This window comes from Streptomyces sp. NPDC102278 (genome assembly GCF_044766345.1).
GTDB lineage: Bacteria > Actinomycetota > Actinomycetes > Streptomycetales > Streptomycetaceae > Streptomyces.
On the sequence record NZ_JBIWLV010000033.1, the window covers coordinates 15098 to 27318 of the forward strand.

The 12221-nt window shown below is 69.5% G+C and carries 9 protein-coding genes; 5 read left to right on the forward strand and 4 right to left on the reverse strand.

Annotated elements, in window-relative coordinates; all coding sequences use genetic code 11:
• Positions 1-15 precede the first annotated feature (15 nt).
• On the reverse strand, positions 16-1440 hold the full coding sequence (locus ACIRO3_RS36365; protein WP_404143982.1) for a mobilization protein: 1425 nt from the start codon (positions 1438-1440) through the stop codon (positions 16-18).
• Positions 1440-1793 carry a hypothetical protein gene (locus ACIRO3_RS36370; RefSeq protein ID WP_404143983.1) on the reverse strand — a complete coding sequence of 118 codons (354 nt, stop codon included), beginning with the start codon at positions 1791-1793 and terminating at the stop codon, positions 1440-1442. Before ACIRO3_RS36370 ends, ACIRO3_RS36365 begins: the two co-directional genes overlap by 1 nt.
• A 586-nt stretch (positions 1794-2379) precedes the next feature.
• Between ACIRO3_RS36370 and ACIRO3_RS36375 the strand changes: the two genes are divergently transcribed.
• Entirely contained in the window at positions 2380-4470 is a 2091-nt protein-coding gene (locus ACIRO3_RS36375) for an ATP-dependent nuclease (protein WP_404143985.1), read from the forward strand.
• 491 nt (positions 4471-4961) lie between these two features.
• Positions 4962-5684, forward strand: coding sequence for an HNH endonuclease family protein (locus ACIRO3_RS36380; protein WP_404143987.1), 723 nt, complete (start codon positions 4962-4964; stop codon positions 5682-5684).
• 57 nt (positions 5685-5741) lie between these two features.
• On the opposite strand, the gene ACIRO3_RS36385 is transcribed toward ACIRO3_RS36380, so the two are convergent.
• Complete coding sequence (locus ACIRO3_RS36385) at positions 5742-5942, reverse strand: hypothetical protein (RefSeq protein ID WP_404143988.1); 201 nt, start codon at positions 5940-5942, stop codon at positions 5742-5744.
• 113 nt (positions 5943-6055) lie between these two features.
• Between ACIRO3_RS36385 and ACIRO3_RS36390 the strand changes: the two genes are divergently transcribed.
• On the forward strand, positions 6056-8617 hold the full coding sequence (locus ACIRO3_RS36390) for a hypothetical protein (RefSeq protein WP_404143990.1): 2562 nt from the start codon (positions 6056-6058) through the stop codon (positions 8615-8617).
• 296 nt (positions 8618-8913) lie between these two features.
• Here the strand turns inward: ACIRO3_RS36390 and ACIRO3_RS36395 are convergent, their stop codons facing one another.
• Positions 8914-9519: a hypothetical protein gene (locus ACIRO3_RS36395; RefSeq protein ID WP_404143992.1), complete on the reverse strand. Its 606-nt coding sequence runs from the start codon at positions 9517-9519 to the stop codon at positions 8914-8916.
• A gap of 675 nt (positions 9520-10194) precedes the next feature.
• Between ACIRO3_RS36395 and ACIRO3_RS36400 the strand changes: the two genes are divergently transcribed.
• Complete coding sequence (locus ACIRO3_RS36400; RefSeq protein ID WP_404143993.1) at positions 10195-10425, forward strand: hypothetical protein; 231 nt, start codon at positions 10195-10197, stop codon at positions 10423-10425.
• 166 nt (positions 10426-10591) lie between these two features.
• Positions 10592-11737, forward strand: a complete 1146-nt coding sequence (locus ACIRO3_RS36405; RefSeq protein WP_404143995.1) for a helix-turn-helix domain-containing protein — start codon at positions 10592-10594, stop codon at positions 11735-11737.
• The last annotated feature ends 484 nt before the right edge of the window (positions 11738-12221 follow it).

Here is a 12221-nt window from a genome sequence, read left to right on the forward strand (position 1 = left end):
TCCCTCGGTCAGGGGTCAGCGCGTACGGGACGGGCCCGGCCGTCCGGGATCCGGGCGCGGCCGGACCGGTACACCGGTAACGGGCGCAGCCCCGGGCAGGCCACGGGCAGGCGTACGCACCACCCGACCGGTACGCGGCTTCGTGGCCGGGGGCCGGTTGCCGGTCAGGCCGGCTGCCTCCCGCAGCAGGACCGCCGCGTCGGCGGCGGCTTTCGCCTGCGCCCGGTAGGCCTGCGCGCGGTGCCAGTCGGCGGCGGCCTCCACCGCCTGAACGAGCGCGATCAGCAGGGTCAGCACAACCGCGGCGCCGCCGCCCCGGGCCGCTCGCGGGGCGTGTTCCAAAGCGCGGGCCCCGGCGCGCCAGCCGGCCCGTGCTCGGCCTTCCAGGGAGCGGGCGCCGGGGGCGCGGGCGGCCTGCTCGAAGGCGTCGGCCGCCGCCTGGACGCGGTCACGCACCAGGGCCGGGGAGCGCACGGCCGCGACGGCCAAGAGGTCACCGAGGGCGGCGACATCCCCGGCACCTTCGTCCTGCCCGGCGCGGCCCAGGAGTACGGACGCTTCGCGGATCCGGTGTTCGGCGAGTGCCCAGTCGGCGTCGGTGACGAGGGGCTCGTAGCGTTCGCGGACGCGGGGCAGGGACAGGTCGTAGGCGAGGGTGGATCCGGCGAACCAGACGGGCCGGCTGCCGCGGTCGGCGCGGTCCCCGGGCAGCGCGACCGAGTACCCGAGGAGCGTCCCGTCGTCGTCGCGTCGTTCGCGCACGCGGACTCCGGCGTCGCGGAGCCGGCCGAGGAAGTCGGCGTCGTCGTGGGCGAGCGCGGCCGCGGTACGGACCGTGCGCTGCAGGGACTCCCGGGCGGTCTCCGTCAGGCCGCGGCGGGCGGCTTTCTCGGCCTCGCCGGTGACGGGGCGGCGGCGCGCGGTCCGGTCGAGGGGGGACATCGGGGTGAGGCCCCAGCGGGCTTCGAAGACGCGGGCGGCGGTGTGCATGGTGAGGATGTCGCCGCGCACGCGGGGGCGCCGGCCGTCCTGGCGGGCGAGGGTCGCCGCGATGTGGATGTGGTCGCCGGCGTGCCGTACGGCGATCCACCGGCAGGCCTGCTCGTCGCCGTGCTCGGCGATGCCCGCGGCGTGCACCATGGCGGCGGCGACCTCGCTCCATTCCGCGTCCGACAGCACGCGGTCGTCGGCGTGATTGCGGACCGAGACGTGCCACACGTGTTCTTCCGGCTTCGGTCCGCGCAGTGCTTCGACGGGGGCGTCCAGGAGGAGCGCCAGGTCGGCGAGCGTCATCCGGTCGGGGGTGCGTGCCGGGCACGGCAGATCCGGGTCCCAGGCAGCGACGAGGTGGGGGTCGGTGTGCTCGTCGCGCTCGCCCGGACCGAAGAGGTAGGCGAGGAGGTCGATCGTCGTCGAACCCGACTCCGCCTTCTTCGGCATCACGAGCGGGGGCGCCTCTCCCGCATCACCGCGACCGTCGCCGCATCCACCCGGGCCACCACTTCGAGGGCCTTATCCACGACGGTGTCGACGGTGTCGGCCGACACCGGGGCACCGGCCCCGGGCACACCGGTGGCGGCCAAGGCGCGGAGCGCGGCCACGGTTTCCCGCAACTCGACCCGGGCCTGGATCAGCTCCCGAAGGACGTCCTCAGCATCCCGGGAGACCGGCACCAGCACATGCTGCGCGACCGCCATCACCTGACGCCCCGCCCACGACGCGGGGGACATCCCCTCCCGCCCCGCGGCAAGGCGTACGACCTCCAGCTCCGCGTCGTTGAACGACAGATTCACGCGCCGTCCACGCGGCGCGGACGTCAGCCGCTCGCGTCGTCGGCTGCCGCCGGAAGGTCCCTCAATACCCATCGCTAACCGCTCCCGGATAACGCCCGAAAGCCCGCCGGATACGCCGGGTCCTTCGGATCCCAGTCTGCCCGTACTGTTCCAGTACGTACTAACTGGCTGCCAATTTCTAATGCCTGAAAAAGGGTTGCAGGACCGTGCGCCCGGAAGCCGGGAAACCACGCGTGCCGCCACCGGCTCCGCCGCCCCACCAACAACCCAGACACCCGCACCACCACCACCGGACCCAAGCCACCGGCGCCGCCACACCACCACGCCACCACGCCACCGGGCCGCCGCCGCCACGCCACCCGCCAACACACCCACACCCCCACACCCCCAACCCCGCACCACCCCCTCAACCACCCCCCACCCCCCAGGCACCACAAAGAAGCGACGACCACGCCGGGCGAAGAGCAGCCACCTCGGCTGCCGCGGTGCAGGCGGAAAGTCCCTGCGGCAACAGCCGCCGGTCGATACTCTTCCGGATCACCAGCGTCGCGGCCGGAAGCGACGTGACACCATGCCGGGGGGCACCATGGCGATCACCTTCGCCGTCTCGGAGATCATGTTCACTGGAGGCCTGAAGCTGGCACCGCCGCAGAACGGGATGACCCTGTTCATCGGCCCCAATAACAGCGGAAAGACGGCTCTCCTCAAAGAGCTCGATGAGCGGCTCGCGTACCCTCATGGCGGTGCTTCGGACCGCCGCTGGTTCCACTACATCCGTCCGGATCGTGGAGGAACCAGCGACGAGTTCCAGGATTGGCTGCGGGCTCGCGGCCACCGCACCTGGAACCCGTCACCGGCTGCGGCTGCCTACACCGCTCCGGGTGGGGAAGTACTGCTTCAGGACGCTGTGAGGCAGATGTGGGACGGGAATTTCGCGCCGCTCATGCCCTTCCTCGCGCACGCGCAGTGGACCGACAACCGCCTAGCGGTCGCGGACGAGGACGCTCTGTGGGACTTCGCCCAGCCGCCCCTGACAAAGCTGCAGTATCTATACGAGAGCCGCGACGCCGAGAAGAGATTCTCCGACCTCGTCCAGCTGGCCTTCGGGCAGGGTGTCTGTGTAGACCGCTACGACGAGATGATCAAGCTCCGGGTCGGTCGGCCGGACGTTCCCGATGTCCTTCCTGGAGCCGCGCACGAAGTTGTCTCGGCGTACCGGGAGCTCCCACGGGTCTCGTCACAGGGAGACGGATTCCGAAGCTTCGTCCAGGTGCTGCTCCACGCTACGGTGCGGCCGACACCCATCGTCATCATCGACGAGCCGGAAGCCTTCCTGCACCCGCCCCAGGCCCGTCTGCTCGGCCGGCTGCTGGCGGGCATGAAGGGGCAGACGCAACTGTTCGTCGCCACGCACAGCTCCGACTTCCTCGCCGGTGTTCTTGAAGCTCAAGAGCGTAGGCCACTGTCTATCGTGCGCCTGGACCGGTCCTCGGGTACGCCGCGAGCGCGGGTGCTGGCCACTGAGGCGGTAGAGGCCCTACTGAACACTCCCCTGCTGCGGTACTCGAACCTACCCTCGGGGCTCTTCTACGACCAAGTCGTCCTGTGCGAGGCCGCTGGGGACTGCCAGTTCTACGCGGCGACCTTCGACGCAACCAAGGACGCAGCGGGCACCCACGAGAACACGCTATTCCTGAACACCAGCGGCCTGGCCGCATTGACGACGACGGCACAGCATCTGCGGCAATGCGGAATCCACACGGCGGTGATCGCCGACTTCGACATCCTTCGGGAGTACGGCGGCCTGCGCAGAGCATTCCACCATCTGGGCGGGCTCGCAGATGTGCTGAAGGACGACGTCAAGGCGGTTAACGACTTCGCGAACGGAACACGCGTCGTTCCCACCGTCGACGGCTTCCGTAGTGCCGTGACCCAGACCTTCGACGGCAGAAGAGGCCACGACGCGCTCACGGGCCAGATGGTCGACAACCTGATGAAGCTGCTGAAGGGAGCCTCGGGCTGGGACGTGCTCAAGAGGACCGGTCTGAGCGGCCTCCAGGGCAATGAGTATGCCGCCGCGCAACGGATGCTGGACACGGCCGCCGACCTCGGTCTGTTCATCGCGCCGTGCGGGGAGTTGGAGTCCTGGGTGCGCCAGGTGCCGAATGGAAGGAAGTCGGCCTGGTCTCGGAGGATCTCGGAAGAGGGGTGGTATGCGAAGCCGACCCCTGAACTGCGAGCATTCTGCGAGTCGATCCGGGTCTTCTTCAAGGACGGGGTCGCTGACTACCACCGCGCGGTCGCGCAGGCGCTCGAAGTCAACTCCGAGCTGGGCGAGAGCGAAGCCTCCGTCACGAACGGCAGCAGTCAGCCCCTTCCCGAGGTACGCATCATTCGGGCCACCGCCATGTATGAAGGCAAGCTGATCCCGGGTTCGCTGTGGGCCGAGGGTGAGACCACCATCGGCAGCGAGCTCGCCCCCGGAGACACGTTCACCGTGCAGCTCGGGAAGATGGTCTGGGTGGAACACGAAGGGTTCTTTCCGCGCGAAGCGACGGAGTTGTCCCTCACCGTCCACTTCCGTGATGCTGCGGGGCTGTGGTGGGAACGCGAAGGCCGGAAGCCACCGACGAGGCTGATCAACGGCCCCTCCGAGCCTGACTCCCGCCCGGAGTAAGGCCGCCCCTGGGGGATCGGACGGCCGGTTACCGCCTATCAACAACTTCGGGACCGCGGGACTGACCGTTCGAGGAACAACGGAACAGAACATGCCCGACCTCGGGCGGCGATCACGCCGCTCGAAGGTGTGGTACATGGCCCTGCCCGCAACCGCAGACCCGCTCGCGCGGTTCGTCCGGTCATGAGCCACAAGAGCGTGATCACAATCGAAATCCGCAGGCACGAGAGGGCAGCCCTCGACGCGGCGCACCGGATCTCCGACCTCCTCCTCTCTAGCGGACCAGGCCTACTGCGACGTACGCCGCCAGGACGAGGTGCAGGTTCTCGTCCACTCGGACGTCGACCGGCGGCCCGACGAGGGCGGCTACCTCGACCTGGCCGACACGGAGGGCGCAGGCTCGTTTCTGCGGTGAATCCGGCCGCCCGCACGGGTGAGTTGTCCACCAAGGGCCTGTCAGGACGGGTGCCGGGACCAGTAGACCCGCCTGTGTGACCAAGAACCTGGTGCTGCGCGGTCTGCCCGCGCTCGCCCTCTGCGCCCTCCCCCTCCTCGCGGCAACGGCCGCGCACTCCGCCCCCGTCGCCGCCACTGCGGCACCGTCGGCCGCCGGTGAGACCGGCCCAGCCGGGGCCCGTGCTCCACTGCCGCTGTTCGAGGCCATCGACCAGCTCCCCGTCGCCGTCGAGCACCGCGAGGGTTACAAGCGGGACCTGTACAAGCACTGGAACAAGGGCCTCCACAGCGGGGACGGATGCGACACCCGCAAGGAGGTCATCCTCGCCGAAGCCGTCGAAGGACCCGCGGTCGCGGCCGGCTGCAAGCTGACCGGCGGCTCCTGGCGATCCGCCTACGACAACGTCGTCGTCAGCGATGCGGCTCGCCTGGATGTCGACCATTTCGTCCCCTTGGCGGAGGTCTACGACTCCGAGCAGACGCCCTGGTCGGCGGCACGACGGGAGGCCTACGCGAACGACCAGGCATCCCCGGACACTCTGATCGCCGTCTCCGCCGCCTCCAACCGCTCCAAGTCCGACAAGGACCCGGCCGAGTGGCTGCCCTCGGACGGCTCCTACCACTGCACGTACGCCGCGACGTGGGTCGGAACGAAGCTGCGCTGGGGCCTGACCGTCGATGAAATCGAACGCTTGGCGTTGCTCGGGCTCGCAGAGGACTGCCCCACCACGACCGTCGTCTACGAACCCGCCGCTTAGAAACGGCCATCAGCCGGCGACCCGCCCCGCAGGTCGCCGACTGCCCGTACAACAGGTTTACGACAGGAGCTGGGCCAGGACGGTCGCGACGGCAGCAGTGAGGGCGAGCACCGCGGTAAACGTCGCGGCTGCCCGGGTGAGCGTGGCGGGGTAGGTGGCTTCGTCGAGCCGCGCGAGCAAGCCTGCCGCAGCGGCAGCCATGAGCGCGAAGAGGAAGACGCAGGCGGCAGCAAGCAGGACGACGGTGAGCTGGTTCAAGGGGGACTCCCAGGTCGAAGGGGTGCGTTGACCTGACCAAAGTCCCGGAATAGGTGTTCGCCGTGGTTCGCCCGTACGAAGATGAACATCGGCGAACACGAGGGTGGGGCGCGGTGGCGGACGTTGAGGCAGGTGAGCGGCAGGAGGCGCTGGGTCGACTTCGGGCGATGCTGGCTGATGGCCTGGCCGCCGAGGGACTGAGCATGAACCAGCTCCGTTTACGGGCGAGACTGGGGCGTACGTCGACCTCGCAGGCCTTGAATGCCAACGCTAAGGTGCCGTCCCCGGCGACGGTCGTCGCCTTGGCGAGGGCGCTGCGTCTGCCTACGCAGGATCTCCTGGCACTGCGCCGGACTGCTGCGGGTGAGGGCATCACCGGCTCCGGAGGCCCGGGGAAGGCGATCGGTGCCTGGGATCCCCACGACTTGGAAGTCCGTCCCGCCGGAAACGCTTCTACCACCACGGGTGCGAACCGGAAGCGCCTGCTTTCGGGGTATGTGTCACGCGCCCACGATCAGGTCCTCGCTGACGTCGTCGGCGAAGCCGCCGGAGGCCGAAGTCGGATGCTCGTCCTGGTCGGGTCGTCCTCCACGGGCAAGACCCGCGCTTGTTGGGAAGCGGTCCAACCACTCGACGCCCAGGGGTGGCGTCTGTGGTATCCCTTCGATCCGACCTGTGCCGACGCCGCCCACGAAGGCCTCCACCAGGTCGGCCCGCACACGGTGGTCTGGCTCAACGAGGCCCAGAACTACTTCGACGACTCACGAGCAGGCGAACGGATCGCCGCGGCGCTGCACACGCTGCTCACGGATCCCGGCCGCGGTCCGGTCTTGGTCCTGGGCACCCTGTGGAACGAGTTCGCCGACAGGTACGCGGCTCCACCCATCCCCGGCCGGCCGGACCCGCACAGTCGCGTCCGGGCGATCCTTGCGGGGCGCATCCTCGCGATTCCCGACACCTTCGACGAAGAAGCCCTGTCCGCCGCGGCGGCCCTAGCCCAAGACGGCGACGCTGTTCTGGAGGACGCTCTGGGCCGAGCCAGGGTCCACGGGCGGCTCGCCCAAGACCTCGCCGGGGCCCCCGAGCTGCTGCGCAGGTACGAGAACGGCACGCCCGCGGTCCGGGCGCTGCTGGAGGCTGCGATGGACGCCCGGCGTCTGGGTGTCGGGCTCCGCCTCCCACGGAGCTTCCTCACCGAAGCCGCGATCGACTACCTCAGCGATCACGACTACGACCGCCGCGGCGCCGATTGGTCCGCGCACGCTTACACGGAGCTCGCCCGAAGCGTCCACGGGCATCAACCCCCACTCTACGAAAGCACCCTCAGACCGGTACGTCGTCCGGACAGCCCCGCTCCCGACACAGCGATCGTTCCTGCACTCGCTGCTCCGGCAGGGCCGCTGATGCGGCTCGCCGACTACCTCGAACAGCACGGGCGTCTCGCGCGCGCCCCGCTCTGTCCGCCGGCCTCGTTCTGGGCCGCGGCCAACACCTTCCTCACCCGACCCGAGGACCTGAGGAACCTCGCCATGGCCGCAGAACAGCGCCACCGCCTGCAATGGGCCGACGCGCTGCGCGGGAAGGCGGCCCGTGCCGGAGACACCACTGCCTTGATGGAGATGGCCCAAGACCTGCGGCGGGCTCGTGACTGGGAGGGCGCGGAGCTGCTGGCGCTCCGTGCCGCAGAGACCGGCGAAGTCGACGCCTGGACGCTCGCTTCCTGGATCCGAGAGGAAGCCGGAGACCTAGCCGGGGCTCTGCATTTCATGCGGTGCGCCGCTCAGGCCGGAGCCGCGATGGCATGGTCGCATCTGGCGACCTTGCAGGAACGGGTGGGTGACCGACAGGGCGCCGAGGAATCAGCGCGGATCGCGGAAGCGCACTACACCGGTGTCTGGTCATCCCTGGCGACCTACAGAGGGATGGCCGGCGACTGGGAGGGCGCGGAAGAGTACGCGCGGCGATCCACTGACGCTGGATACCCCCTGGCCTGGTCCGGCTTGGTCTTCTTGTGCCAGGGACTGGGACAGCTTGAGCAGGCGGAGCGGTTCGCGCGCCTTGGCGCGGAGGCCGGAGAGTTCGGTTCCTGGGCCCTGCTTGCTCAGCTGCAGGCCGCGGTCGGAGACATGGCAGGTGCGGAAAGGTCCATGCAGCGCTCCGCCGAGCTTGGCAACTTGGCCGCACACAGCTCGCTGACCGCGCTGAGGCACGAAGCCGGCGACTTGGCGGGCGCGCAGGCCGCCGCGCAGCAATCCGCCGACCTCGGCATGCCGGACGCCTGGCTCAGCCTGGCACTCCTGCGGGCGCGGGCCGGCGATCGGGACGCGGTCGAGGACTGTGCCAGACGACTCGAAGAGAGCGCACACCCCGATGCCTGGGGCGCCCTGATTCGGCTGTGGCAGATGACAGGCGACCCCGAAAAGGCGGAGGCAGCCGCCGAAAAGGCCGCCGGTGCGGGCCGCCTTGACGCCCGCATACACCTGGTCCGGCTCCGACACGCGGCCGGCGATCGGGAAGGCGCACTGCGTCATGCCCGCCACCTCGCCGACTCCGGCCACGCCACAACCCTCACAGACCAACCCGTTTCGGCCAACGAACTGTGGCCCCACGGACTGGACCCCGACGGGACACCCACACCACCGTGGCAACCGTGCCAAGTGACCTTCGACGAATGACACGAGCACCGACCCACGAGTTGCCAGCCCGATCGGACGGAGCAGACCAGGAACGGAGACACAGGAACGGCATCGCCGAACCCCGGCCCGACGAGGTCCCACCTCCAACAGGTCAGAAGGCGGCCACGGCCGTCGCGGGAGACTCCACCCACACCGGCTGTGCCAATATCGGCCTGACCGATGCCGGTCTCAGCGGCGATAGGGCCGGGTCGCTCCCGCTCCAGGATCAAGGGACCAAAGCGCGTCGAGGCGCGCGCACTCGTCCACGGCTTACCACCCGCCGCGGGCGCGAGTGGTCAGCCGTAGTGGCTCCAGCCCCCGTAGCGGGCCAGGAGGGACCGGGAGTCGCCGACGTTCAACCCCAGGGCAGCGGCCACCTTCTCCGGGTCCTGCCCACGGGCGTCGTGAGCGGGCCCGTGCGCGGTGCGTGCGGCGATGAGCTCCAGAGTGCGGGCGGCTTTCAGGGCGGCGGTCGGTGCGTCCTGGCCCAGGCGCTCGATCGCCTCGGCCACGGTCTGGAGGAGTGCCTCCAGATCGGCGGGCAAGGGGACGGTGGTGGCGGCGACGGCCGTCATGTGCCGGTCCCAATCGTCCTGGCACTCCCCGACTGTTCCCCAGCCGTGCTCGCGGAACGGGAGATCGCCGGCATTCGTCCAGTCCACGGTGCGGGGCTCGCCCCGCCAGCCGCACGAGCACTCCCCCTGCAGAGCATCGGCTTGGGGACGCTGCGGGTGGGTGCCGCCGTCGTAGACGGACCAATGGCGGGCCTCCCAACCGAAGCCGCCGGAGTTCGAGTCGAAGTACACCGGCTTGGGACTGCTTCCGTCTGCCAGGAGCGTCCCGACCCGGCCCTCGTGCGACTTGCCGTACTCCTCCGACGTCCAGGTCTCGTCGTTCTCCACCCGTACCTCCCACACCGCACCATGGGCGTAATTCCCCGCCCTTCCCTCAGACGATCTCGCACACGAGCGGCAGCTGTCGGCGAATCGGCCGGATCGGCTTCACGAGGAGGCCCGCCTCGATACGACGGTGCGGGCGCCTCGCAGGCGAGCACCCCGGGCTACGACCGGCTCCGGGGTACTCGTCTGTATTCGAGGCCGCCTTCGACGACGGCGATCGATCGGCCACGTCGGGCGCCGGCACCCAACGGCGAGTACAGCGCCCGCCCGCCGTCCCGCCTCCCGCACACCCAGGCTGTGGTGCCGCCTGCCCGGAACGAGATTGGGGACTGCGCTCACATGGCGGCGCATCATGGCTGAGCGGCGTCGTCTCGGTGTGTGCGGAGTCGGGTTCAAATCGATCGCCAGTGATCGAATGAAGCTTATTCGGATGTTCGACTCAACACTTTGTCTGCCCGGGTGCTGTGCCTTGTCGTTTCTCGATCTCGTAATGGCAGCGCGTCATAGTCCGAGGGCTAATGTCGGCATGCGGCCGCCCCCTGACGGGCTCTCACACCATCACCAGGGGGTGGCCGTTTCCACCGTGTTCGAACGTCAGGAGCGACCTTGTCCTTCATTCGATTCTCCGCCCCGCGCCCTGAGGCGCTGAGCAGCGGTTTCGACCGTAACATGCCCCCCTTGGCGGGCATCCAGTCCTTTGCGGGCGTTGACAAGTGTGTCAACGTGCAGCTGATTCCCTTCATCGCGGTGGTGGTGCTGGGGATCGTGCTCATTCGCGAGCCCCAGCACGCGGCCGCGGCCGTCCTGGTTCTACCTGCTCTGGCGGCGACCGGGCGGCGTTCCACGTGGTATCGAAGGCGTGTAGCAGGCCGGCGGCACGTACACCCGGCTCTGCCCGGCGCCGTCTGACCTGGCATCTGAACGGCCCGTCCACCCTTCCCCGGGAGCGGTGGACAGGCCGTTTCTTCATTTCTTCCTTGACCCGGCCGGTACTGATCGCCGGGCCCCGCTGACGAAACCCGCGCGTGCTCAAGCTCTTTGGTGTGAGCACAGCCAGCACCCCATTCGAGGACTGATGCCGGAAACCGCCGCCCTGCTGATCTGCGCCTACTGCAAGGAGAAGTTCTCCCGCCCGAAGCCGTCGGGCCGGCCCCCGACGTACTGCTCGAAAGACTGCCGCTCCGCGGCCTACCGCAACCGTCACCTGTCGGCGCCGCAACGCTCCGACTACCACGACCAGGAGGTCGTGCGTATCGCCGAGGCGCTGCGCACGAAGGCGAATCGGGCCCTCCACCTCGGCCGTCACCCCTACGTCGTGCGTCCCCTGGACCTGGTCAAGGAGGTCGTGCGGCTGGAGCGGGAAATCGCCGACCTCAAAGCAGTGGCTGTGCGGCAGGCCCACGAGTACGGGGCCGGTTGGGAGGACATCGGCAAGGCACTGTCGATGGCGCCCGGCCACGCCCGGGACTCCTTCGCGAGCGACAAGGTCGCGAAGATCGTGGACTGGCGCGCCGGCCGTGGCTCAGCCCCCCAAGCCCGCGGCGACGGACTCGCTCACACCGCGACCCGCGTCCGGATGCGAAACGTCACCCTTCCCACCCCGGCCAACGCATCCCTTCCGGGCCACCCCGGCTATCAACTCGCCGTCGCCCTGACCCACCTGCATCGCACCTCCGCGCTCTCCGGACGCGGCCTCGCCGTCGAGTTGGGCATCTCTCCGTCGCTGCTGTCACGGATCATGCTGGGCAAGCGGACCCCGAAATGGCCCGTCGTCCAGCGGTTCGCCGAACTGTGCAAAGCGAACCCGGACGATCTGCTCCCCCTGTGGGAGAAGGCACAAGGCATCCGGGTCTCTCCCCCACCCCGCCTGGAAGATCACGCGAAGACTGCCCGAGCCTTGCAGAACGGGCTGCGCGGCATGTGGCTCGCCGCGGCGGCTCCGGAACCCGACAGCCTGTGCCGCGGCAGCAGCAGTTTCACCCCCGCACAGATCACCGCCGCCCTGGAATCCACCGAACCCGCCGCCCACCTGGCCGACTGGCAGTTCGTCGCCCGCCTCGCTCTCGCCCTCCGCGGAAGCCCCGAAGACTTGCGAGCCCTGTGGCTACACATGCACGCCGTCCGCACCGCACACAACACCCCCGACCCGCCCGGCCACGAGACCCGAACTCCCGCACCGGACGTCCGGAACCCTGCCGCGCAACTCCCACAAGACTACTGAGGACCACGACCTAACCGTGGGGCGGCAGACGTTGCCGCCCCGCGATCAGGCGGCAGGGACGGGAGTGGATGCTGTAGACCGGGGCGGTGACCGGCGACGTGTGACGGCTGGCGAACCAGCTCGCAGCCGACAGCGCCACGGGGCCGGGAGCCACAGTTCTCTCCCAGGTGCGGCTCCCGGCCCACCGCTCCTCGGGGTGCCCTTTCCAGCGGACTGCCCGGTGCCGTACCCGGCAACGTTGGCCTGCCTCAACGTGACGCGCGCCTGGCCACCCTCTCGCTCAACGAGCGCGGAACAGGCGTGTGCCGGGCGGCTGGCGGGCCGCCCGGCACACGGACCATCACAGGTTCGGCTGCCGCCCGTTCACGAGCGGCCGGCCGAGAGCCTGGTTACTGAGGATTGCGGGTTGTCGTCGGGTGGTGACGGTTCATGATCCCTGCGCTATGCCGGTGGTATGCGTTATCCGGTGGGTGGGGGTCTGACC